The organism is Gammaproteobacteria bacterium (assembly GCA_009838035.1).
Classification (GTDB): domain Bacteria; phylum Pseudomonadota; class Gammaproteobacteria; order Steroidobacterales; family Foliamicaceae; genus Foliamicus.
The window spans coordinates 337,842-360,683 of record VXSK01000002.1; the positions used below are offsets into that span (position 1 = coordinate 337,842).

At 60.7% G+C, this 22,842-nt stretch carries 21 protein-coding genes and 1 tRNA gene; all 22 read right to left on the reverse strand.

What is annotated here, in order from left to right; genetic code table 11:
* Positions 1 to 147 precede the first annotated feature (147 nt).
* On the reverse strand, positions 148 to 900 hold the full coding sequence (locus F4Y72_01540; protein MXZ26970.1) for a hypothetical protein: 753 nt from the start codon (positions 898 to 900) through the stop codon (positions 148 to 150).
* A gap of 28 nt (positions 901 to 928) precedes the next feature.
* On the reverse strand, positions 929 to 3,940 hold the full coding sequence (locus F4Y72_01545) for a type I restriction endonuclease subunit R (protein ID MXZ26971.1): 3,012 nt from the start codon (positions 3,938 to 3,940) through the stop codon (positions 929 to 931).
* Positions 3,941 to 4,146: 206 nt separating this feature from the next.
* Positions 4,147 to 4,857 carry a hypothetical protein gene (locus F4Y72_01550; protein MXZ26972.1) on the reverse strand — a complete coding sequence of 237 codons (711 nt, stop codon included), beginning with the start codon at positions 4,855 to 4,857 and terminating at the stop codon, positions 4,147 to 4,149.
* A 206-nt stretch (positions 4,858 to 5,063) separates the two neighbouring features.
* Positions 5,064 to 6,557 (reverse strand): transcriptional regulator, encoded by a 1,494-nt coding sequence (locus F4Y72_01555; protein MXZ26973.1) that lies wholly within the window; start codon positions 6,555 to 6,557, stop codon positions 5,064 to 5,066.
* A complete protein-coding gene (locus tag F4Y72_01560; protein MXZ26974.1) occupies positions 6,554 to 7,966 on the reverse strand; it encodes a hypothetical protein in 1,413 nt (470 codons plus the stop codon). Before F4Y72_01560 ends, F4Y72_01555 begins: the two co-directional genes overlap by 4 nt.
* The gene (locus F4Y72_01565) at positions 7,963 to 9,762 is read right to left on the reverse strand and encodes a DUF262 domain-containing protein (GenBank protein ID MXZ26975.1); all 1,800 of its coding nucleotides are present in this window, start codon (positions 9,760 to 9,762) and stop codon (positions 7,963 to 7,965) included. The genes F4Y72_01560 and F4Y72_01565 overlap by 4 nt, the downstream gene beginning before the upstream one ends.
* Positions 9,762 to 11,738, reverse strand: a complete 1,977-nt coding sequence (locus tag F4Y72_01570; GenBank protein MXZ26976.1) for an SAM-dependent DNA methyltransferase — start codon at positions 11,736 to 11,738, stop codon at positions 9,762 to 9,764. Before F4Y72_01570 ends, F4Y72_01565 begins: the two co-directional genes overlap by 1 nt.
* 148 nt (positions 11,739 to 11,886) lie before the next feature.
* The gene (locus F4Y72_01575; GenBank protein ID MXZ26977.1) at positions 11,887 to 12,456 is read right to left on the reverse strand and encodes a hypothetical protein; all 570 of its coding nucleotides are present in this window, start codon (positions 12,454 to 12,456) and stop codon (positions 11,887 to 11,889) included.
* Between the two features lie 133 nt (positions 12,457 to 12,589).
* A complete protein-coding gene (locus F4Y72_01580) occupies positions 12,590 to 13,321 on the reverse strand; it encodes a hypothetical protein (protein ID MXZ26978.1) in 732 nt (243 codons plus the stop codon).
* Between the two features lie 187 nt (positions 13,322 to 13,508).
* A complete protein-coding gene (locus tag F4Y72_01585; GenBank protein MXZ26979.1) occupies positions 13,509 to 13,982 on the reverse strand; it encodes a methyltransferase domain-containing protein in 474 nt (157 codons plus the stop codon).
* Positions 13,983 to 14,101: 119 nt separating this feature from the next.
* Positions 14,102 to 14,893: an NAD(P)H-binding protein gene (locus tag F4Y72_01590; GenBank protein ID MXZ26980.1), complete on the reverse strand. Its 792-nt coding sequence runs from the start codon at positions 14,891 to 14,893 to the stop codon at positions 14,102 to 14,104.
* 38 nt (positions 14,894 to 14,931) lie between these two features.
* Positions 14,932 to 15,004: transfer RNA gene (locus F4Y72_01595), tRNA-Lys, on the reverse strand.
* Between the two features lie 25 nt (positions 15,005 to 15,029).
* A complete protein-coding gene (ybgF, locus tag F4Y72_01600; GenBank protein ID MXZ26981.1) occupies positions 15,030 to 15,857 on the reverse strand; it encodes a tol-pal system protein YbgF in 828 nt (275 codons plus the stop codon).
* The gene (gene pal, locus F4Y72_01605; protein ID MXZ26982.1) at positions 15,844 to 16,443 is read right to left on the reverse strand and encodes a peptidoglycan-associated lipoprotein Pal; all 600 of its coding nucleotides are present in this window, start codon (positions 16,441 to 16,443) and stop codon (positions 15,844 to 15,846) included. Before pal ends, ybgF begins: the two co-directional genes overlap by 14 nt.
* Positions 16,444 to 16,471: 28 nt before the next feature.
* The gene (tolB, locus tag F4Y72_01610) at positions 16,472 to 17,749 is read right to left on the reverse strand and encodes a Tol-Pal system beta propeller repeat protein TolB (protein MXZ26983.1); all 1,278 of its coding nucleotides are present in this window, start codon (positions 17,747 to 17,749) and stop codon (positions 16,472 to 16,474) included.
* On the reverse strand, positions 17,749 to 18,768 hold the full coding sequence (gene tolA / locus F4Y72_01615; GenBank protein ID MXZ26984.1) for a cell envelope integrity protein TolA: 1,020 nt from the start codon (positions 18,766 to 18,768) through the stop codon (positions 17,749 to 17,751). Before tolA ends, tolB begins: the two co-directional genes overlap by 1 nt.
* Positions 18,765 to 19,190, reverse strand: a complete 426-nt coding sequence (gene tolR / locus F4Y72_01620) for a protein TolR (GenBank protein ID MXZ26985.1) — start codon at positions 19,188 to 19,190, stop codon at positions 18,765 to 18,767. Before tolR ends, tolA begins: the two co-directional genes overlap by 4 nt.
* Positions 19,191 to 19,874, reverse strand: a complete 684-nt coding sequence (tolQ, locus tag F4Y72_01625) for a protein TolQ (protein MXZ26986.1) — start codon at positions 19,872 to 19,874, stop codon at positions 19,191 to 19,193.
* 53 nt (positions 19,875 to 19,927) lie between these two features.
* A complete protein-coding gene (gene ruvB, locus F4Y72_01630; protein MXZ26987.1) occupies positions 19,928 to 20,974 on the reverse strand; it encodes a Holliday junction branch migration DNA helicase RuvB in 1,047 nt (348 codons plus the stop codon).
* A complete protein-coding gene (gene ruvA / locus F4Y72_01635) occupies positions 20,971 to 21,546 on the reverse strand; it encodes a Holliday junction branch migration protein RuvA (protein ID MXZ26988.1) in 576 nt (191 codons plus the stop codon). The genes ruvB and ruvA overlap by 4 nt, the downstream gene beginning before the upstream one ends.
* Positions 21,543 to 22,076: a crossover junction endodeoxyribonuclease RuvC gene (gene ruvC / locus F4Y72_01640; GenBank protein ID MXZ26989.1), complete on the reverse strand. Its 534-nt coding sequence runs from the start codon at positions 22,074 to 22,076 to the stop codon at positions 21,543 to 21,545. The genes ruvA and ruvC overlap by 4 nt, the downstream gene beginning before the upstream one ends.
* A 5-nt stretch (positions 22,077 to 22,081) precedes the next feature.
* Positions 22,082 to 22,819 (reverse strand): YebC/PmpR family DNA-binding transcriptional regulator, encoded by a 738-nt coding sequence (locus F4Y72_01645; GenBank protein ID MXZ26990.1) that lies wholly within the window; start codon positions 22,817 to 22,819, stop codon positions 22,082 to 22,084.
* Positions 22,820 to 22,842 lie beyond the last annotated feature (23 nt).

Below are 22,842 nucleotides of genomic sequence, written 5' to 3' on the forward strand. Positions count from 1 at the left end.
GGCGGTGAATTCCCGTAACGTAAACACTCCTGATGCCGAAATCGACCCGATCCTTGCTATGCGACGTCGGCGCGAGAGGCTCGCGGCGGCCGTGAGTGGTCTTCGGCGCAAGTATCTCGATGGTGTTCCGGCGAACCGGGCGAATCGTCATTCAGGCGTCAGCCGATCGTCGATATCCTCGAATCCCGCGCGCAAACCGATGGTCTGTCCGACCTTGAACTTGATCGGGCGGTGCGTCGTATCCACCCAAAGATTCGAGTGCGTTTCGTACCCCTCGCCGGTACCGTCCAGCGAGCCTTTCTCGTCAAACACGAAATGACGAACGGTGATCTCCGATCCGTCGGCGCGGGCAACGCTGAAGTCCCGCGCATGATCGATGCTTACGACCACGTCGAATGACCGCATGTCCTGGTTCAAGACGAAAGCCATCCAGCGGAAATCCTGCACGCCCGCCCTGTCGGCGTCGTAGCGCCGCGACATCGTGAATTGCGGTATGGCGCCCGGCATCATGTCCATCAGACATCCCGACGGGCACTCTCCCTCGTAGGTCACCCGTTCGCCGGACTCGTATGCAACGGACATCGTGGCCGCTTCGGCGGCTCTCGTCAGAGTCACCTCAAACACGCGCCCGTCGGCATGCTTTCCCCAACCCGCTGCGCCTGTGGCCTGTTCGTCGGCGTCATAGTCCCAGCGCGCGGGAATTTCAAAACTGTTGTCCGCGGCGGTCACCCTACTGACGATTGTCCGGCCCCCATCCGCGCGACGGATAACCTGGAATTCTTCGCTGCTGATGGCCTCGCCCAGGCGCGACACATTCATGACGCCGCTGTCGATCACCTCGTCCCCCGGGGACGGCGTGTAATAGCGCGAATCCACAACATCGGCAAACGCGCTGCCCACTGCAAGAGCGGTTATTCCGAGAAATAAGCTAAGGCGATGATGCATCGAAGTGCTCCGAGGTGAGGTCGAAAACTGTGTCGGTCATCCAGCGCTTGAAGCCGTCATTGTCCATGAACTGTTTGAACAACTGGCTGTCGTCCTTCATCATCGAAGTCATCACGCGCAGAAGGGCCTTGTCGTGTTCGATACGCGTGTTCTCCCGGTCGGAGTGCTGCCGGGCGTTCCTGAACGCGGTATCTCCGGCCACGCGCGAAGGGATTTCCTCCGTGATGAGCCGCTTCACTCGGTCACCGTCGTCCCAGGCGATGTCGCCGAACAGGTCATTGAACTGGTTGATGATGTTAGACAGCCGGTCGAGTTCCGGATCGGGCCGGTGGCCGCCTCCGCGAGTCGGCACCGGATCGACTTCGGCATCTTCATCAGGCAGCAGGATCTTCCGTACCGCCTGTCTCTCGACTCGATAGCTGTCCATGTCGATGGCGTCCAGAATGCCCTTGGACAGGTCCTCCTCCCGCGGCGCTGGAAGTTTGGGAATCAGGAAGTTGAGAAAGATCGAACGCTGCTCCCAGGCAGCGTTGGTCCAGGGCAGTACGCAGGACAGAAAGTTGTAAGTCCGCACGAAGCCCTTGGCCCTGCCCTTGAAATCGACCTGTCCGTCCTCGTCGAGTTCGTTCTTATACACCGCCACGCAGGCATCGAGAATCGGATCAAGCTGGTTGCGGTCGGCGCCGTCAAGGTACAGCCGCGCAAAGCCTTCAACCTGTTCGGGTGAATAAACCTGCGCGCCGTCCAGATCGGCCTGCAAATCATGCAGTTTGTTGGGATCGGTCTCGTCGGCGAGGACCGTTGCGCGGTAGTAGTCCGCAAACGCCTCACGGATAGTCTCCGCGTCGTTCAGGAAATCCAGCACGAATACATCGTGCTTTTTCGGATGCGCGCGGTTGAGGCGCGACAGGGTCTGCACCGCCTGAATCCCGGACAGCGTCTTATCCACGTACAGGGTGTGCAGCAACGGCTCATCATAGCCGGTCTGAAACTTGTCGGCGCAGACGAGAAAGCGGTAGGGACTCTCTCGGAACTTTTCCGGGATCGAGCGGGAGGGAAACCCGTTGAGCGACGCTTCACTGACCTTCACGCCGCCGAACTCATGCTCTCCGGAGAAGGCCGCAATGGCCCGATACGGGCTCTTGCGCTCCTGGAGATACTCGCGAATAGCCTGGAAATACTGGACCGCACGCTTGATCCCGTTGGTGACCACCATCGCCCGCGCCTCGTTGCCGATCTTGCGCTGCGCCAGCACCTGGTCGTGAAAGTGGTCCACCATGATCTCGGCCTTCAGGCGGATGGCGTGGCCGTGGCCCTCCACAAAGCGCCGCAGCTTCTTCTGCGCCTTCTTCGTGTCGAACTCGGGGTCATCCTCGATGGTCTTGGCGAGCTTGTAGTAGCTCCGGACCGGCGTGTAGTGCGCGAGCACGTCAAGGATGAAGCCTTCCTGGATCGCCTGTTTCATCGTGTAGCTGTGGAAAGCCCGGTGCTTGACCGTGCCGTCTGGCTGCGGGTCGGCCGCGCCGAATATCTCCAGCGTCTTGTTCTTGGGCGTAGCGGTGAAGGCGAAGTAACTGGCGTTGGGAAGAAGCTTGCGCTGCTCCATCAGTTGGTTGATCCGGTCCTCGAAGCTGTCGCCCTCGCCTTCCGCGCCGGCTTCGGACAGCGCCTGCGCCATCGCAGCGCTGGTGCGCCCGCCCTGGCTGGAATGGGCCTCGTCGATGAGGATGGCGAAGCGTCGCCTGCGCTGCTGGTTGCCGATCTCGTCGAGAATGAACGGAAACTTCTGCACGGTCGAGATGATGATCTTCTTGCCCGACTCAATGAAGCGCCGCAGATCGCCTGAGCGGTCGGCATGGCCTACGGTGGCGCCAACCTGAGCGTACTGCCGGATGGTGTCGTTGATCTGCTTATCGAGGATGCGGCGGTCGGTGACCACGATAACGGAGTCGAAGATCGGGGCGCCGACCTCGCCGAGGCCGATCAACTGGTGCGCCAGCCAGGCGATGGAGTTGCTCTTGCCGCTGCCGGCCGAGTGCTGAATCAGGTAGCACTGCCCTGCCCCATGCTTGGCGGCATCCGCGAGCAAACGGCGTACGGCGTCGCGTTGATGGAACCGGGGCCAGATCTGCTTGCGCGTCTTTCTGCCCGTTTTCTCATCTTTAGTCTCCACGATCTGGGCGTAGTTTTCGAGGATGTCGGTCAGACTTTCGCGGGTCAGCACTTCCCGCCACAGGTAATCAGTCTTGATTCCGTCCGGATTGGGCGGATTGCCAGCGCCGTCGTTCCAGCCGCGGTTGAATGGCAGGAACCACGAGGCCTTGCCTTTCAACGCGGTACAAAAGCGCACTTCAGACTCATCCACGGCGAAGTGGGCGACACAGCGGCCAAGCTCAAACAGCTTCTCGCGTGGATTCCGATCTCTCCGGTATTGCTCGACCGCGTCGTTCACGGTCTGCTTGGTGAGGTTGTTCTTGAGCTCAAAGGTAATGACCGGAAGGCCGTTGATGAACATCGCGATGTCCAGCGCCCGCTGCGTCTCGTCGCGGCTGTAGCGAAGCTGTCGCGTGACCGTGAAGCGGTTCCACTCGAAACGCTCTTGAGCCTGTACATTGCCGGGCGACGGCGTCCCATAGAAGAGCGCGAGGTCGTGCGCGCCGTGCCGGATTCCGTGCCGAAGCACGTCGATCGTTCCTCGTTTTGCGATTTCTCCCTGCAGCCGCGCGAGGAACCTGCGCCGGGTCGGGCCGTCGCCGTCGAGCACGAAGGCGGTGGCGGCCTCCGGCTGCGTAGTTTCGAGGAAGGCGGCAAGCTGAGGCCAATCAACGCAGTACTCGCGGTCGTAATGCTGGTAACTGCCGCAACTCCAGCCGACGCCGCCGTAGCCCGAGGCAGGCTCGGTGACCTCGCCTGCCGCGGGTGGGCGGCAGGCTTCGCCAGCCAGTTCCGTACAGATCAGGCTTTCGAGGCCGTATTCGGAAGTGTCTGTGGTCACGATCCCGCCATCAAATAACCGTCAAATAAAACTGGTGTGGTGGAAATTCTTATATATCAATATATTAAGAAAATTTCACACGTGCAAGGCAGGGCGCGTGGCGGTAGCTTGTCAAATAGACTGACCGGTTCTAATGCTGCCCTGCGTCGTGACCACAAAACAACGACGCCCGCCCGCGCGACGCGGAGAGCTGTGTCGCTTGGTGCCTACTGTGTGCGGCGCAGTTGTTCGAGCCAATGCTTAATCTCCCGATCCTGCCATGTCGTAATTCCGTTTGACACGTTGTTGTCAAAATATTCAACGTGCGCATTTTCTTGGTGTTCTGCCCATGCGCTGGCAATCATCTGGGCTGACGGGTAGTCGCCACTATTGATTGTCGGGTCTGTCGCCGTCCCGAGCAGTGCGTCGAATTCGAGTTCTGCACCGTCTAGCAGTTGCGGCCAGGGAATGTTTAAGATGCCGCACTCGGACACCGCCGCAGGCTCTCCCCTAGCATGCTTCAACTGCGGATAGCGGCATTCATGGGCAACATGCACCTTCCAGTCCGCCAGAACGCCGCGTGGGAGTTCCCGCCTCGGGTTTGGTAGTAGCGCCACGCATCCCCACGACGCACAAATTTGCTCCATTCGCTCACAGTTATTCTCAGCTGCCCAGAGGTACCTTGCTTCTTCCAGCAGATCATCAAACGTAGTCGCGCGCTGCCTGCACGGTACCGCAATGGCCTGACCGAATTTCTCCTTCTCTATACCTGCTGAAAAGACCATCGAGTACGTGTCTCCGCGCGTCGACGAAAGCCGGCCATAGCGGATGGGCGCCCTCACGCGCAGCGGATTGATACCGACAAGTCGGTCGCGACGCCAATCTTTCCTTGCCTGATCCCAGTAGAGCGAGCCGATCATCAGAACACCGATCTTCATGCATGCGCGCCCGACGGCAGTGTCTAGCAGGTACCAAAGATCAGCGCTATGTGGATTGGGTGGTTGAGGAAGTATGTAGAGACATCGGTCGTCATACTAAGGTCGTCAAATAACCATCAAATAAAGCACTTGGACTAAAAATATATATCTTTCAAAGTATTAAGTTGATTTCATGTGCGCAAGATAAGTGTCGTCACAACAACTTATCAAATGATCTGCTCGGTTTTATTCGCAGCAGCCCAGAACGGTATGTAGGCGCGGCTCCGAAAACCTGCCGCCTCATCCTCAATGACAATCACTCCAGCTTTCAGTGCGTCTCCAAGGAGACGGGAGACGACGGCGGAGTTGGCATTTGAGATGCCGAACCGCTCGCGCAATGTTGCGTTGGTCGTCTTCTCGCCCATGATGTAGCGCAGGCAAGAATGCTGATAGACTGCGCGAATCCTGTCCATCTTGGACATCTCCTTGAAGTCCCTGCGCGCAAAGACCGTCACGCGCGTTGCGCCTGGAGGAGTCTCAAACAAAGGCGGTGGAAGTTGGGCGAGTTCAATGGAGAGCATCGCCTTGTCAATCCCACTTCCGCGTTCCTCGCAGATACCAATGCGCCGCATGAGGCCCGCCATGGCTTCGTTCCGCGAACGAGGTGGAGCATCAATCATCCGTTCCGCGGCGACGAGTGATTCGCCGGGGTTAGAGATTTCGATGCGGTCGGCGAAGACCTCCACCATCGGTCCCGTGCCAGTCGCGGCAAGGTCTTGGTGAATGAGCATATTGGCGATGAGCTCGCGGACGGCGACATTGGGGAATGCTGCCACATTTTCGCGAATTCCGTTATGAATCACCTCCCTGCTTGGCAACAATGCATCCATGTAGTCGATCAGACGCTCAAAGCCGCTGGCGTAACCGCTATTGAACACATGTTCGCGGGTGGTCTCCATTCTGCTCTTGCCGGGATATTGGATCACGCGGACAGTCTTGCGCGCTAGGACCGGAAAATTCCCGAGGTCCTCCGCAAACAGGAGGGCACCGAGGTTAGCCACGCCCCAACTGTTCGCCTCGTTTTGGCGAAGCAGGCCGTCGCTGCTTAGTGTGCCAGCCGCCAGCGCGAGATCCTGTGGCACGGGAAATTTGAGCAGCCTGAAATAGGCAGGCCAGTCCAGCAACCCCAACGCATCACTGGCCTCCATCCCGTCCAGATTGACCCGACCCTCATACGGAGTTTTATCGAAGATACGCCATAGCGCGCGTTCGCGCTCGGGTACCTCTCGCAAGGGCTTGGTGACCGAGCCCACCCGGATATAGTCCACGTTCCGGAATATCACAGGGACATTTACTGCGGCGTGAACCTCTGCCACAACGATACGATTGTCGTCTACTTCAACGACGTGGAACCCGAACTGGATTTTGGGATTCAGCAACCGCAAGAGCCAGGTTTCAAGCGGCTCGTTGCCCTTCTTGGCCGTCTTCGGATCGAAAGTGGTGCCGACAAGTTCGCCGGTCTTGTCTACCACTCCCCACATCAGATACCCGAACGGCTCTTCGTTGAGCGCTGCACCGTTGGCAAGCGCGGAAATATATCGACCTACTTCCTCGGGGTTGACGTAGTTTCGCTTGTATTCGATCCACTCCGTCTCACCGTCTGGTCGGCACAAGTTCCGCACAATAGCGGCGAAGTCCTTCAGGGGAAGGATCGGCGTCATTCGTTGAACGCGCCTTCGGCTTCGAATGCACCGGGGTCCCCTGGTAACACCATCCTTGCCTCACGCACATCTAGCTTGCCGGTGACAGCGTCGGCGATAAGGCGCGTGCGATATTCGCATAGCAGCGAGATTTCATTCCTAGCAGTCCGTTGGGTTGCCTGGATATGCCGACGTCTCGTTATAACGTGGTCTACGATTCGTAACTGGTCGTGTAACGAAGGAATTCCCACCACCCTTGCTGCTGCCCTCCGGAGATTAACTCGTTGTCGAGTCGCGCCAGTCGATAGATACCCTGAAACTAAAGGTGCAGTTGCAGTTAGCTGGTAAGCGAGGAAATGAGGCTCGACGACATCACGATTGAGTCGGAAACGAAAGCAATCCGCTTTCACCATAGCCGGAGCGACACCGGCTGGCGCGACGCACGCCCGTCCCGCTGGATGACTACTGTCGCCCAGTCCAGCAATCAGAACGTCGCCCTCCTCGACTGAATGGTCACCAAGGGTGGCGTAATGATCGGCTGAGATGTACGCCGCATCTGAGGCGTCAAATTCGCCATGTCCAATGTTCTGAAGTCGAATGACCCTCGTACCCTCACTAGTATAGTGAGTGGACTTCAACCCGGAGCCAAAGGGACCGTCACATCTACATACAGTTAGTCGCTGCAACGATAAGGCATTCCAATCTTCGGGAATATCGCCTACGTAATCGACACCAGAGGGCTTGTATGCAGGGTACGGCTGGCCCGTGCGCACATCGATCCGGCCCGTAACGGCGTCGTGGACGACAACCTGCTTCTGTTCCTCCAGCAGTTCGATCAGCTTCTCCTTGGCGCGAATGTAGCGTTCAATGCGGCCGGTCGCGTGTTCCAGGAAGCACGCGATGTCTGTTTGTTCCGACAAAGGTGGTACGCAAACGTGGATCCTCCTGAAGTCCTCTGGGCGAAGACTCCACATGTCTGAAGTAATGCCATATGAGAATCGCTCGGCTTCCTTTGCGAAGGTCGGTGTTCGGAACAGATAATGCAAATAGGAAGGATTCGTTAAGGATGTCTCCAGCGGCTGCTGCACGACATATGCTGGGCTTACTATGCCCTTGTGTTTCGAAACTCCGATAGCACCTTGCCAAGCCCGCATTTTGTTGTACGCAATGTCACCCGGCTGAACTAACTTGTAAGCAGATTTATCGGCTCGCGACTGGTCTTTCATCGAAGAGTCTTGGAGCAGATCATCTTGAAAAATAACGCCGCTCGAAATCGTTACCGATAACATTCGTTCATTGGCGTGACCAGATCGCTTCGCTTCACGAAGAATGGCTCTGTTGGGAAGCACTCTCCAATGCGCCGGAACATCCCCTAACCACTCACTGCCGGAGTTCTTCATCACAGCATATGGCTTGAGTTCAGCGCTCATGACAGCATCTGGAACCACGCCTTGATCTTGAGCGACATCAGTCGGCGCCGCTCGGCAAGGAAGTCGTCGTATCCGGGAACGTCCCCGTGAATTAAGCACTCGGGCAGGCAGTTTTCAACGAGGTTTTCAGAGAGACGGTCCCGGTCACTAATCCCACCGTACTGCCGATCACCTCCGTTGACCTGTTCCAACAGTTGAGCGAAATAGATTCCAGGCGGTGTGTCCCCAATTGCGATGTTGATCTCGCTCTGCGCGATAACGAAGTTAGCGATCTGATTGTAACGACCGCGGGCCAATCCTTGCTTCTGCAGGTACTTACGCGGAAAGACATGGTGCCGATCGCCACGGTTCAGCAGCAAGTCACGAACGGTGATGTCTGTAGAAAGAAAGCCTCTGTCGCCGAGCCGCGCCTGCGCAGCTTGATAGGCCACGAAATACGGACTCGTTGAAGACGAGGTATCCATAAGCTGCGGCAGCATGCCCGTCCAATAGGTGTCGGGCAGTTCGTTCTCGATCACGGTTTCGGTGTAGACGGTCAGCCCCTGAGCCGCAATCTGGCGGATGTCTAAGTCAAAAGCGGTCTCAGGATTTCCGGAATAACGCTGCGTGAGAATCGACATAACGTACCAGCGCCGCACGAGGCGTTCGAGGTCGTGCGCTGACAGTCCCTCCGATCGGCCGCGAAGGTAGATGATGTAGGCAAAGTTGACCGCGTTCTGGCTACGGATCAGATTGGAGGTTAGAAAGCCAGTAGAACGTAGAATCATCGTCAAACGATCGAAATGTGTCCGGTTCATGAAGGCACTGATGCCATTACGCAGCTTGGAGAAAGACTGTTCGACAATCGCCTCCTCGTAAGCTCGCGTCTCAAAGTTCCGACCCGATAGCAGCGCCACTAGGTCGCCTAGCTTTCCTCGCCCAAACTGCGACGTGAACGCAACGCGCAGCATGTCGGTGTACGTCGGATCGTACAGATCGTCGGTGGTGTCCTTGAGCCACTTAATCTTCGGCCAAAACTCCGATGCAGCAAACTCCGGGTCACCCTTTTCGATCCTCGAGTGGTATTCGGGCGCCACGGCGAGATGGCAGAAGTAGTCAATTGCCTTGCGCAAGACGTTACCGCCGTAAGTCTCGTTGACGGCGATCTTTGACATGGCGAAGTCGGCCTGCGAAAGCGGCGTGCCGGCGGAGTTCACGCGGATGAATATCTCGGTGACTGTCTCGATGTCCAGGTCTTCCGCCAGTTCAATAAGCCCCACATGGTTGTTGACGATCTTGCCTACCTTCTGCAGCACATTCCCCACCTTTTTCCGGTCGGTGCCCGGATTACCTTCAACATATTGCTCGACAAGCGCAAACAAATCCGCGTCCGGCGCGAATATCTTCGTTACATCGTCAATCCAGCTAGTATCCTTTCGGATAGCTGGATTGCTGACCTCGAATCGATTTTCGACTGGGTGGAACGCGATGCGTATACGAACGGTCCGATACTCTTTGGTCAGGACTTCTTGTCCAAGCAACGCAGCCATCAATGCGGTAACGCGTTGCTGGCCGTCGATCAGAATTCGCTTGCCTGCGGACCTCGTGCCGTCCTTGAGCCGGATTGTAGGATTGCGCCATGAGATCAGGTAGCCAACTGGGTAGCCCTGATAGAGAGAGTCAAGCAGATTGCGGACCTTTGTCGCATCCCAGACGAAGGGTCGCTGAATTTCGGGAATGGCGATTTCCCCGGATTTCACCCAAGTCAGCAGGGTTTCAATAGGGTGTGGCGTAACCGAATAGCGTTGCGTGGCCATCAGCCGGCAGACCCAAGTATTTCTTCCAGCAACCCTTCGGTGTCCCGCCCTACCGCAAGGATGTCAGCCCGGATCTCGTGCAGCGTCCGCATAGGCTGCTGTTTGTAGAAGTAGCGGTTGAAACTGATCTCGTAACCGATTTTCACGCCGTTGGGCCGGTACCACGCATCTGGAGTGTAAGGCAGGACCTCGCGGCGAAAGAAGGCTTCGATACCGCCGTCTTCCTTGAGCGGAATATGCTCAGTATCGCGCAGGCTCGTGTCCGGCTCGTACTCGACAACGACCGACTGGCCGTCAATATTGTCCTCGAATAGTCCGTGCAGCGGGTCGGCTTCCGTGCCACGCTTGTGAACCCGCTTGACAACGCACGGTGCGTCTTCGCTGCGCGTGCCATGTTCCTTGAGCATCTTGATCTCGGCTGCCGTGTAGGCGCGCCTTTCGGCGCCTTCGATCCGTAGCGGCTTATCGACCGTCACCTTCCAGTAGCCGAAGGCTTCATTATCGAAGATCTTGCTCTGTTCCGTCTCCTCGAAAGCCAAGAACGTCTCGCAGATTCGCTCAATGTCGTCCTCGCCGAGTTCGCAGTTCTTCTTGCCGAGATTCTTGCGTAGTAGGCGATACCAGATAGTCGCGTCAATCAATTGAACTTTGCCGCGCCGGTGCTCAGGCTTGCGGTTAGTCAGCACCCATACGTATGTGGCGATGCCCGTGTTGTAGAACAAGTTGAGCGGCAGCGCGACAATTGCTTCGAGCCAGTCGTTCTCGATGATCCAGCGACGGATGTTGCTCTCGCCCTGCCCTGCGTCGCCGGTGAATAGCGAACTGCCATTGTGGACCTCCGCGATGCGGCTGCCCCGCCGGGTGTGCCTCTTCATCTTGGATAGCTTGTTCGCGAGGAAGAGCATTTGGCCGTCGCTCACGCGCGTGACCAGCGAGTATTCCGGATCGCCATCGTGCTCAATCAGAAAGCGCGGATCGCGCATGCTCTTCTTGCCACCCATGCGCTCAAGATCGGTCTTCCAGCTCTTGCCGTAAGGTGGATTGGAGAGCATGAAATCGAACTCGCGGGAGGGGAAAGCGTCGTTTGCCAATGTCGAATGCTCCGGGCCGCCCACGATGTTGTCGGCCGCTTCGCCTTCACCCTTCAGCAAGAGATCAGCCTTGCATATGGCGTACGTCTCGGCATTGATCTCCTGACCGTAGAGGTGCGTAGAGACCTGCTTACCGCGCTCGTCGGCGAGTTCCCGTAGCGTCTCCTCGGCCACAGTCAGCATGCCGCCGGTGCCGCAGGCGCCGTCATAGAGCAGATAGGTTCCGGATTCGATCCTGTCGCTAACAGGCAGAAAGACGAGCTTCGCCATCAGCCGCACGGCGTCCCTTGGCGTCCAGTGCTCGCCAGCCTCTTCGTTGTTATCTTCGTTGAACCTGCGCACCAACTCCTCAAAGATCGTGCCCATCCCATGGTTGTCCAAGCCGGGACGGAGGACGGTACCGTCGGTGCCCCTTACGGGATCGGAACTCAGATTGATGTCCGGGGAGGTGAGTTTTTCGATCAAGGCGCCGAGTGCGTCGGCCCTGGAAAGGCGCGGGATCTGATTGCGGAACTCGAAGCTATCGAGGATGTCCTGCACGTTGGGGGAGAATCCGTCGAGCCAAGCGCGAAAATCAGCTTCGAGTTGTTGGCGACTGGCACGCGCGCGCAGATCGCGAAGGGTGAACGGCGAAACGTTGTAGAACGCTTGGCCGGCCGCCTGGCGCAGAGCGGCATCCTGCTCGACAACGCCGGCGGCATCGAGCGAAGCCTTCATTTCGATGACGGCCGACTTGTTGTCTTCCAGCACGGCATCAAGACGGCGCAGCACTGTCATCGGTAGGATCACATCGCGATACTTGCCGCGCACATAGAGATCGCGCAGCACATCGTCGGCAATACCCCAGATGTAGTTCGCGATCCAGTTGAGGCCGCTGTTGCTCATCCGTTGTGCGTCCGTTCGTCCAACAATTATTTTGGGCCATGCATCTTGCGTGTGCACGATATTATTGGGATTTTTTGGGTAGTTCGATCCGGCATCTGGAAAAAATTTTAGCTAGACCACTCATTCTCGACGGGCTGAAAATTTGCCTTTATTTCTTTGCGGTTTCCCACAACTTGTGGTGCTCGTCGGCCTTGAGGAAGAGCGCAACCAGACTTCCCTTCTTCAACATTAGATCCCGCTTCCCTAAGTCCTTTCTAAATTGGCGGAGCACATCGTCCCACACCAGCAAAATTGACATATCTCCTTTTTCTCGCTGGTCAAAGGTTGATAGATCGGCTTCCAATTTCAACCACACATCTATGGTTGCACCGTCGCCCCAAATGAGCAGGTTTCTTTTGAACTCAATCAGTTTTTCCGCCAGTTTCCTTTCGCTTAGGGGTCGTTGCCCAAGCTTCCCTGCGAGAAGATGCCGGTGCATCACGCCAACAAATTCGTTGTAGATCTTGCGCTTCTCTGAGAAGTGGCGAGAATCGATCTCTCGTGTCCGAATTGCGCGCTGGTTCCAAACGGCGACAACAAAAGCGACAACCGCAGCTATGATGCCGGCTTGAAATTCCGGTTCGGTCTTTGTGAGCGCTACAGCGAGCCAGACGATGCTTGCCAGACCAAGCGCCAAAAGTGCGAATGAGGCAATTCCAATCCAGAACTTATGCTTCATAAATATGTCTTTTGGGTTTGCAAATGAGGCCAAAAGCGACTATCAAATAAATTGCCAAATACTCGGGCAGTGCCTTTGCGCGGAACGCCAATCGATGCCCATATCCATGTTCCGCCCCCTGGAGCTAAGTTTGCTAGTCACCAACCCAGCTTCGGATAAGACGAAAGAGCTTTAACAGAAGTGCTCCGGGAATCGCCGCCAGAAGTCCAAATAAAAGACATAGACCAGCGGCTACCCAAACCGAATCAATGAGCCATATCGCAAAAAGGTAGAAAATTAAGCTAAGCGCAGCACCCGCGAGCGCTGTGCTGCGTTGAGGGATTCCTAAGAATTCCTCTTGACGAGCTTGAAACTTGAGCTTCGCGCCCGTATGCACAATATCTAGCCACAAGTTGGGGTTTTGATCTGTCGCAGGCACCGTCAAAAAAGTTAGCCGCACGATTTGGCCACGGTTCATAGTGGGCACAAGGTAGTCACGCTGCTTGAAATACCGTTCCTTTTGTTCAACGGTAGGCTCACTGCCAGGTTCAACCCTAATGAATTGCGCGAATTCGCTGGTCCAATGAATAGCGCGAGTGGTATCGACCATATAGGTAGTTTCGTTAAGAAGGTGCGCATCGTTTGTAAATACACGAACCAAAACGTTCTCGTAATCCTTCAAACTCGCGTTCTTTAGCTCCACGGTAGAAACGTAGAGTCGCGGAACCGGCGTATCATTCCAGGTTACAGCCACTGAACCTAAACTGTTGTCGCTTCCGGAAATGCCGATTCGCTCATGTTGGACAGAATACGAAAATAGACCGCGCTTGTTGCGAATAAGTTGAATAGTAATGGTCAATAGGCTGCCGAGGATCAAGCTGACCAAGCTTGAAAGAGCAACACTACCGGATAACCAACTAGGCACAACTATTACCGCCAACCATCTAAATTGAGAACGGACGCGCTGCTTTCATCACGTAATACCACGGGCCCAACAAACGTGGTCAAAATGTGTCATGGGCCGGTCATTCTCATGGCACCGACGGTGACCGCGAGCAATCCGGTCAACTCTTTCATTGGGGCTCCGTATGCTGGAATCGATAGACGAACGCCGGGGGCATGTTCAGCGCGGCGACTCCGAGACATGACGCCTTGAGTCCGAGGCTGTCTAGCGTGCGCCTGCCCACGGGGCAAACGCCGCCGTAGGTGAACTGATGAAAGGCCCCACCCTCGCCGAGCAGCGCGAAGGCCGCAGCCAGCACCCGGCGTTTTCCGGCATTTGAAAACAGCAGCAGCGGCAAGCCGCTGATAATGTAATCGACCTGGCCCGTCAGATCCTCCAGGTGCTCGCCCAGCGACAAGGCGTCACCATGCACGGTGCGGGCGCCGGGGAAGCGCTCCTTGAGCATTTCGACGAATCGCTCGTCACTGTCCACCAGGCAGAGGTCCTGTTCGGCTACGCCCGCATTCAGGATTGCCCTGGTCAGCGCGCCCGTTCCCGCTCCCACCTCGACAACGCGTGTGCCGGCCCCGCAGCCGCGCGCCATGAGCCGGCCGAGCGACGCGCCGCTGGGCACGACGGCGCCCACGGAACGCGGATCGCTGACCAGGCTGCGAAAAAAACCGCCAAGCTGGCCGTTGCCGTTCGGCTGGAAGCCGTTGCTCGTCACGCCGGATCCTGTTGCAGATACTGCAAGGCGTCGCGCCAGATTCCGACCTCGGGAGTGATGGCGTTAAGGACCGTGAAGGTCTTGTTGATGGCCTTTTCGCTGACCGCGCATTCGACCAGCACCGAGGCGCTGTCCTCCCGGCAGATCATGAACGGCCCGCCCGGCGGGATGGGCGATTGCAGGAGCATGATGCCGTATTCGCCGCCGGGCCTGTCCGAAAGACCGGGCGTGCGCGAAATGGTGTAGTGGATTCCGGCAGCGCGCAGCGCCGCTTCGCCCCTGGCCTTGGCGTCCATCGAGGGAGCGAGTGCCTCGGGCATCCAGCCGGCCGGCGACCGCCCGGCGGATGAAAGCAGAACGAAGCGCTTCACGCCCGTTCGTATGGCCACGTCCGCCGTATCGGCAACGCCCGTGTGATAGACGTCGTACAGGTCGCTGACTTCGACTTCGGAAAAAGTCACGCCCACCGCATAGATAAGCGCATCCACGCCTGCAAGCGCCGGACCCAGGGATTCCGGCCTGCGCACGTCGGCGCTGATCCAGGTCACGCCGTCCTGCGGCGGCCGCTCGCCGGCGCTCCTGGAAATGCCATGCACGGCATGCCCGCGCGCGAGGAGATCGCCGACAATGAACTTGCCGGTGCGCCCGGTCGCGCCCAGAACGGCAATGGTCAGAGGGGTTTCGCCAGCGGCGCGCGACGGATCGGCGGCGGCGGAAAGCCTGGCGCCCAGAAGGGCGGACGAGCCCAGGGCGAGACCGTTGAAGAGGATGGTGCGGCGTGTGGTCATGGCAGTACCCGGCCCGCTCGGCGGCTCCACTTTCAGTGTGGGTCGTGCAGGAATCGAACCTGCGACCTACTGGTTAAAAGCCAGCTGCTCTACCAACTGAGCTAACGACCCGTGGCGCGCAATTGTAGCTGCTGGGTCAGCGGGAGCGGGCCTCGATCTGGGCCAGTCGGATAGTCGCGAGGTTGGCGGCGTCGGCGCCGGCGAAATCCTCGCGCACGCGCTCGAGCGTGGCGGTGGCCGTTTCCGTATCGCCCAGTTCATCCTGGGTGTATCCGAGCTTGAGCAGGGCGTCCGGGAGCTTGCTGGAATCCGGGTAGTCGGACACGACCCGGGCGAACTCCGCGCCTGCTTCCTGGTACTGGCCCTGCACGTAGAAAGTCTCCCCCAGCCAGTAGCGGGCATTGGCCGCCAGACCTCCGCCGGGACTGGCTTCGAGGTAGCGCATGAATTCGGCACCGGCCTCCTGGTAACGGGCCTGCCCGAGCAGTTCGCGCGCCTGTTCGTAGTTATCCTGGCTGCCGGCCGCAATCGCGGGCTCCGTGACCTCCGGGGGTTGATCACCCGAAACCGCACTGTCGGCTACGTCCGCAGCATCGCCCGGAGCCTGCCCTGTCGCGTTCTGCGGTACCGCCGGCGCGGGCGTGAACCCGCGGGCCTCCATCGCGGCCAGGCGTTCCTCCAGCGCCGTGAACTGGCTGCGCCGCAGCTCGGCGTTGCGCCGCAGGTCCTCATCCATACGCTCGACGGCGTCGCGCAGCGCCTGTATCTCGCGCCTGAGTTCATCCTGGGCGTTGATCAGAGCGACCACGTTGTCGGCGCGGATCTGCTGCTCCAGCACGCCCACCCGGGTCTCCAGTTCCTCCAGCACGTCGCGGTCGCGGCGGCGTTGCGCATCGGCCGGCGCCGCCAGCACGGCGGCAAGCGCCAGCGCTACCGCCATGACCGGCCAGTCAGTTCGTTTCATATACCAACTCCACACGACGATTCTGCGACCATGCCATCTCGTCGGCTCCCTCCGCGGCCGGACGTTCCTCGCCGAAACTCACCGCATTCAATTGTGCACCGGCCGCGCCCAGCGCGGTCAGTGCCTGGGTCACGGCGTTCGCCCGGCGCGATCCAAGCGCCAGGTTGTATTCGGGTGTGCCGCGTTCGTCCGCATGCCCCTCGAGCCGCACGGTCTGCCCCTGGTTGGCCGCCAGCCAGGCGCCGTGAGCCTGGAGAATCTGGCTGTACTCCTCGCGGATCGAGCTTCGGTCATAGTCGAAATAGATCACCAGCGTGCCCTGGGGACCGCCGATCCAGTCGCCGCTGGCGCTGCGCCCGGGCTCGATGGCGACCGGCGGCCCCTCCCGGTTGATGACCGTGCCGCTGGCGATGGCGCCGCTGCCCGCGCCGGCGGCGGTGGCGCCGCCGTCGGCTGTTGCGGTGCCGGAGCCGGCCGGTTCCGGGCCCGGCTCAGGCCCCGCCGTAGTGCCGGAAGTTTCGCAGGCTGCAAGCACGACGGCCAGAAGGATGGGCAGGCAGGCTTTGGTTTTTCTCGGAAATTTCATGATGGTGATCCTTGCATCTTGGTTGCAGTCAGTTTTCGTAGGGCCCCCACGCCGGTTCGCGGAGGATTCCCTCGGGTGAGCGCAGCAGGCGCATTACGCCGCTGTCGATGAAATAGACGCCCAGGCCCCTGCCGGCGGTCGTGCCCGCGCCGAAGATCAGGGCGCGGCCGTTGGGGGCGAAACTCGGCGACTCGTCCAGCGGGCCGTCGGTAAGCAGGCGCAGCGACTCGTCGCGCAGATCCATAAGGCCGATCCTGAAGCGCCCGTCCTGCTGGTGCACGATCGCCATCTGGTTCCGGTCAGGCTGCAGCCGCGGTCGCGCGTTGTACGAGCCGGTAAAGCTGACGCGTTGCGCCCGGCCGCCCCGAGCCGGCACGACGTACACCTGCGGGCCGATGCCGCGGTCGGAGGTGAAATACACGCGGTCGCCGTCGGCGGAAAACTCGGGCTCGGTCTCGACGGCGGCATGGCGCGTCAGGCGCTGCGGCGAGCCCCCATCTATCGAGTAGATATAGATGTCGCTGTTGGCGTTCACGTTCCGGGCCACCGCCAGGGACCTGCCGTCGGGCGACCAGGCCGGAGCGCTGGCCGAGGTCCGGTCCGGCGACAGGGGCCGGCGCTGGCCGGTCGCGACCTCCTGAACGAAGACCTCGGCGTAGCCGGCTTCGAACGACACGTACGCCAGGTAGGCGCCGTCCGGCGACCAGCTCGGCGACATGATGGGGTCGGTCGAGCGCAGCACCACGATCGGATTGTGGCCGTCGGCATCGGCCACGATCAGCCGGAATTCCTCGCGGCCCGGCGTGACCTGCACATAGGCCAGGCGGGTGGAGAACATCCCGCGCGCGCCGGTCAACTGCTCGTACACTAGGTCGGCGATACGGTGGGCCGTGGCGCGAAACGCGTCCCGGGAGCTTTGCAAGCGGTACACAAGGAGCGATTCGCCCGCAAAGACGTCCACCAGCTCGAACTCGACGGTCGGGTTGGCTTCGCTGCCCGAAACATGGCCCACCAGCACGGCCTCCACGTCCATGATGCGCCAGTTGGTCAGGCGCATTTCCGAAAAACGGGTCGGCCGGGTAATCATGGTCTCGCGACCCATCGGCGCGAACTGTCCGGTGCGCTCGAGGTCGGCCTCCACGATCTCGGCGAAGTCATACGTCAGCCCCAGCGTCACGCGCCACTCGAAGGGAACTACCGCAATGGGGATGGCCCGCTGGGTGGAGCGGGTGATGACGACGTCGAGCTGCGCCGAGGCCGCCAGCGGCAGGAGCGCGAAAACGGCGAGCCAGAGCGCCCGGATCATTAGCCGGGCTCCGTCGGTGGGTAGCGCAGGCGCATTTGTCGCTCGAACAGTTCGGGTATCGGCGGCTCCGGCAGTGGCGACGACCGGCGAATCGCGGTTTCGATCGAGCGCTGATCAATTTCCGTTCCATTGAATTGCTCGAATTCGATATCCGCAACCTCGTTGCCGGGCAGGACATCCAGCAAGACCACCCACATCAGGTCTTCCCTGCTGCCCGCGGGCCGCTGCCAGTTGCTCTCGATCCGTTGCCGGATGCGGGCCTTGTACTGGTCGAGAAGGCCGGACTCGATGGCCTCATTGCGCCGTTCCTCCGCCATTTCCCTGCGCAGCTGTTCGGCCATTTCCGCCTCGCGCGTCCTGCGTTCGGTTTCCGCGATTCGACGCTCGGCCTCATCCGCTTCCTCGGATAATTTGCGGGCCTCTTCCCGGGCCTGTTGCCGCTCGGCTTCCGCTTGCTCGAGTTCGGCCTCGGCCGCCTTGACCCGCTCTTCTTCCGCCTGGCGCTCGCGTTCCACCTGCGCCAGCCGCTCGCGCTCCGCCTGCTGCTGCTGCTGCATCGCGCTGAGCTGGCGACTGGCCTCTGCCTGCTGCTGGCTCAGCGTTTGCCGGGCTTGTTCCGTCTGCGAACTCAACGCGCTCAATTCCTGCTCCTGTTGCCTCTGCCGCTCCTGCTGCTCCTCGATCTGCTCAAGCAGGCGCTCGACCTCCTGTTCGCGCTCGATGACCGCCGCGCGCTCCAGTTCGTCGAGACGCTGAATTTCCCTTTGAACCGCCTCGTCGTCCAGCACCACGCCGTCGATGGCGATGGTTCCGAAGGCCGGCTCGTCCGTTTGAATCCGGGTGGCAAAGCCGATCAGCAGGAACGCCATCAGCGCGGCGTGCCCTCCAACCGACCAGGAACACGGACGCAGCATGGGAAGCGGCGGCGCGTTGGGGTTGGCCCCCGGTGAGCGAATACCCGGGCCGGTCCGCAAGGACTGAACCACACCCTCAACCAGCGCCTTCAGGCGGTCCATCATTCCTCCACTGGCAACGGCCGTGTCACGAGTCCCACCTTCTCGGCGCCCGCGCGCTGAAGCAGGGCCATGACCGTAACCACGTCGCCGTAAGGCAATTCCTCGCTCGCGCGAACCAGCACCGGCGTTTCCGGCTGGCGTTGCAGAACGGCGGCGGCACGCGCCACCACGACCGGGGAATCCACGGCATCGTCGGGGGCTTCGCCGATATTCAGATACATCCGGCCTTCGGCATCCACGGTAAGAATGAGCGGCCGGTTATCGCGTATCAACTCCTGCGGAAGCGGCTCGGTCGCCAGTCGCGGGAGGTCGACGTGAATGCCCTGGGTGAGCAGTGGCGCGGTGATCATGAAAATCACCAGCAGCACCAGCATGACGTCGATATAGGGAACGACGTTGATTTCATTGACCAGCCGTCGGCGCATCTATCCCCCCAACTCGAAATCCGAATGGGCGTGCTCGCTCAACAACGTCACGCATTCTTCCCGGTAGGCCTGATAGCGGATCTCCAGATTGCCCACGCGATAGGCAAAGCGGTTATACGCGATGACCGCGGGGATCGCGGCGAACAGGCCCATGGCCGTTGCAATCAGCGCCTCCGCGATGCCCGGCGCCACCAGCGAAATCGTGGCCGACTCGACGTTGCCCAGGGCGCGAAAAGAATTCATGATCCCCCACACGGTGCCGAACAGCCCGACGTAGGGGCTCACCGAGCCGATCGTGGCCAGCCAGGGCAGGCCACTTTCCAAACGTTCCAACTCGTTCATCTGCGCCAGGCGCATTTCCCGCCGGCCAACTTCCACCAGGCGCTCGGGATCGGTCTTGCCGCGCGCCGCCTGGCGATGGAATTCGCGCATCCCGGCCTCGAACACCCAGGCCATGCCAGTGGAGCTGCGGCTCTTCTTGCGCGACAGCGCGACAAACAGCGATTCCAGGCTGTCGCGTTCCTTGAAAGCCTGTTCGAAATCGCCCAGGTCACGCTCGGCCCCGCTCAGGATTACACGCCTTTGCAGGATGATGATCCAGGACAGGATGGAAGCCGCCAGCAGCAGGCCCATGATCAACTGCACCAGCAGCGTGGCCTGGCTGATCAGTTCCCAGAATCCCATGTTTACGCCGACTTCACCCACGTCTTCGCCTTACCTTTTGCATGAACCGTTCCTCAGTTATCCAAACCTTCCAGGGGCGGATTATCGCCCTGTTTTCCGGGCCTCTTCAGTCCCAGTGCCGAGTAGGCGGCCGGGCCGGCAACCCGGCCGCGCGGAGTGCGCAAAACGAAGCCCGCGCGCACCAGGAACGGCTCGTAGACGTCCTCGATCGTGCCGCGGTCCTCGCCTATTCCGGCCGCCAGCGCTTCGACGCCGGCCGGCCCGCCATTGAAGCGCTCGATCAGCACGCCCAGCAGGCGCCGGTCCATGCGGTCGAGACCGTTCGCATGCACGTTGTACAGCTTCATGGCGGCGGACGCGGTCGTGCCGCTCACCTTGCCGTCGGCCCGCACTTCGGCGTAGTCGCGGGCTCGCCTCAGCAGGCGGTTGGCCACCCGCGGCGTGCCGCGCGCGCGGCCGGCGATCTCCGATGCTCCCTTCGGCGTGCAGGGGATGTCCATGATTCCCGCCGAACGCAGCACGATGCGCTGCAGTTCTTCCCTGGAATACAGTTCCAGCCGTTCCTGTATTCCGAAGCGGTCGCGCAGCGGCGAGGACAGCAGTCCGGCCCGCGTGGTGGCGCCCACCAGCGTGAAGGGCTTGAGCTTCAGCCGCATCGTGTGCGCGGCCGGGCCCTCGCCGATCACGATGTCGAGCCGGAAGTCTTCCATGGCCGGATAGAGCAACTCCTGCACCACTGGATTCAGCCGGTGCACCTCGTCCACGAACAGCACGTCGCGTGCCTTCAGGTTGGTCAGCAGCGCGGCCAGGTCGCCCGGGCGCTCCAGCACCGGCCCGGACGTATGCCGCAGTCCGACTCCCAGCTCGCGTGCGATCACCTGCGCCAGGGTCGTCTTGCCCAGGCCGGGCGGGCCGTACAGGAGCGTGTGGTCCATCGCTTCGCCGCGCTTGCCGGCCGCCTCCACGCTGATCTCTATGCGTTCCTTGACCTGGCGCTGGCCGAGGAATTCCGACATCTGCCGTGGACGGACAGAGTTCTCCACGTCGCGTTCGTCCGCCCGCAACTCGCCCGAGAGAATCCGGTCGTCCTTGTCGTTCACGACGCAGCAACCCCACCGGACAACGCCTCGCGCACCAGTTCCTCCACGTCCCGGCCACCGGGATCGCCGACCTGCTTGAGCATGCGCGTGGCTTCGACCGGCGTATAGCCCAGTCCCGTCAGCGCCTTGAGCGCCAGGTTGGCGGCGCTGGACTCGCCATGCGCCGGAACCGCTTCCAGCCGGCCGCGCATCTCGACGATAAGACGGCTGGCGGTCTTGGGACCGATGCCCGGCAGCCGGGTTAGCGCCTTCACGTCGCCGGCCTGGATCTGTTCGGCGAATTCGGCCACGCCGCTTTGCGAGACGATGTTGAGCGCCAGTTTCGGACCGATGCCCGGCACGCGGATGAGTTCGCGGAACCAGGCGCGATCGGCCGTCTTCCGGAAACCGTACAGGCTCAGCTCGTCTTCGCGCTGTACCAGTTGGGTAGAGACCTTCAACTCGCCGCCCAGTCCCGGCAGGTCCGACAGGTCGCTGAGCGGCAATTGCAGTTCGAAGCCCACGCCATGCACGTCCAGCAGGATCATCGGCGGCTCCACGGCCAGCAGCCTGCCTTTCAGCGAACCGATCATGAGACGGCTTCTTCCTCCCGGCTGCGAGCAATCTCCGCCGTCTGCGCCATGCGCCGATGGTGAGCGTGGCAAATGCCGAGCGCCAGGCCGTCGGCCTCGTCCTCGGCCAGTTCCTCGTCGTAATCCAGCAGTCGCGCCACCATGGCGCTCACCTGGTCCTTGCCGGCGGCCCCGTAGCCGCACACGGCCTGCTTGACGCGCCGCGGCGAATACTCGGCCGGTTCGGTCACCCCCGCCATGATCAACGCGCACAGCGCGGCGCCGCGCGCCTGACCGAGTTTGAGTGCGCTCTGCGCATTCCTGTGCATGAAGACGGTCTCGATCGCCGCCTCGTCGATTCTCGTCCGCCGGGCGATATCGCCCAGCTCGGTGAATATCCGGGCCAGGCGCTCCCCCATCGGTTTGCCGCGGGCCAGGGCGATGCAGCCGCTGTCCACGTAGTGGCTTTCCATGCCGTCGCTTTCGATGACTCCCCAGCCGGTGAATCGGGAACCGGGATCCACACCCATGATCCGGACCGGGGCGTTCACGTCAGTCAGTCGCCGCCCACCGATTGCAGTTCGGCATTGGTCCACACGTCCTGCACGTCGTCCAGGTCCTGCAGGTACTCGAGGAGCCTCAGCGCCTGCTCCGAGCGCTTGTCGTCCAGCGGCGCGTCAACCGAAGCGCGCATCGTGACCTCGGCGTTTTCCGGGGGCAATTCGGCGCCGCGCAGAGCTTCCAGCACCCCGGAAAAGTCGCGCGGGTCGGCCAGGACCTCGATCGTCCCGTCGTCGTCGCTGACCACGTCCTCGGCACCGCCCTCGATCGCCGCGTCGATGATCGCCGCCTCGTTCGAACCCGGCGAATAGGTGAATACGGCCACCTCGTTGAACAGGTAGGCGACGGCGCCGTCGGCGCCCAGGTTGCCGCCGTGGCGGCTGAAGCCGTGGCGGACTTCGGCCACCGTGCGGTTGCGGTTGTCGGTCAGGCAACGAAGCAGGATCGCGGCGCCGCCGGCGCTGTAGCCCTCGTAGGTGACCTCCTCGAGGTCGGCGCCTTCGCCGCCGCTGGTTCCGCGGCTGATTGCGCGGTTGATGTTGTCCTTGGGCAGGCTCTGGGCCCGCGCTTTCTCGACGGCCAGCCTCAGTTGGGCGTTATTGACGGGGTCCGGTCCGCCCGTGCGCGCGGCGACGGTGATTTCGCGCGCAAGGCGTGTGAAGAGTCGACCGCGTTTGGCGTCCTGCCGGCTCTTGCGGTGCTGGATGTTGGCCCACTTTGAGTGCCCCGCCATGGGCCCACCATGATACCAGCCTT

What these genes read in the sequence shown, in the direction of transcription:
- F4Y72_01550 (MXZ26972.1), bottom strand. Translation starts at nt 4,857, where the DNA reads ATGAAGATCGGTGTTCTGATGATCGGCTCGCTCTACTGGGATCAGGCA.
- F4Y72_01555 (MXZ26973.1), bottom strand. Translation starts at nt 6,557, where the DNA reads ATGACGCCGATCCTTCCCCTGAAGGACTTCGCCGCTATTGTGCGGAAC.
- F4Y72_01560 (MXZ26974.1), bottom strand. Translation starts at nt 7,966, where the DNA reads ATGAGCGCTGAACTCAAGCCATATGCTGTGATGAAGAACTCCGGCAGT.
- F4Y72_01565 (MXZ26975.1), bottom strand. Translation starts at nt 9,762, where the DNA reads ATGGCCACGCAACGCTATTCGGTTACGCCACACCCTATTGAAACCCTG.
- F4Y72_01570 (MXZ26976.1), bottom strand. Translation starts at nt 11,738, where the DNA reads ATGAGCAACAGCGGCCTCAACTGGATCGCGAACTACATCTGGGGTATT.
- F4Y72_01575 (MXZ26977.1), bottom strand. Translation starts at nt 12,456, where the DNA reads ATGAAGCATAAGTTCTGGATTGGAATTGCCTCATTCGCACTTTTGGCG.
- F4Y72_01585 (MXZ26979.1), bottom strand. Translation starts at nt 13,982, where the DNA reads ATGGCGCGCGGCTGCGGGGCCGGCACACGCGTTGTCGAGGTGGGAGCG.
- F4Y72_01590 (MXZ26980.1), bottom strand. Translation starts at nt 14,893, where the DNA reads ATGACCACACGCCGCACCATCCTCTTCAACGGTCTCGCCCTGGGCTCG.
- ybgF (MXZ26981.1), bottom strand. Translation starts at nt 15,857, where the DNA reads ATGAAACGAACTGACTGGCCGGTCATGGCGGTAGCGCTGGCGCTTGCC.
- pal (MXZ26982.1), bottom strand. Translation starts at nt 16,443, where the DNA reads ATGAAATTTCCGAGAAAAACCAAAGCCTGCCTGCCCATCCTTCTGGCC.
- tolB (MXZ26983.1), bottom strand. Translation starts at nt 17,749, where the DNA reads ATGATCCGGGCGCTCTGGCTCGCCGTTTTCGCGCTCCTGCCGCTGGCG.
- tolA (MXZ26984.1), bottom strand. Translation starts at nt 18,768, where the DNA reads ATGATGGACCGCCTGAAGGCGCTGGTTGAGGGTGTGGTTCAGTCCTTG.
- tolR (MXZ26985.1), bottom strand. Translation starts at nt 19,190, where the DNA reads ATGCGCCGACGGCTGGTCAATGAAATCAACGTCGTTCCCTATATCGAC.
- tolQ (MXZ26986.1), bottom strand. Translation starts at nt 19,874, where the DNA reads ATGGGATTCTGGGAACTGATCAGCCAGGCCACGCTGCTGGTGCAGTTG.
- ruvA (MXZ26988.1), bottom strand. Translation starts at nt 21,546, where the DNA reads ATGATCGGTTCGCTGAAAGGCAGGCTGCTGGCCGTGGAGCCGCCGATG.
- F4Y72_01645 (MXZ26990.1), bottom strand. Translation starts at nt 22,819, where the DNA reads ATGGCGGGGCACTCAAAGTGGGCCAACATCCAGCACCGCAAGAGCCGG.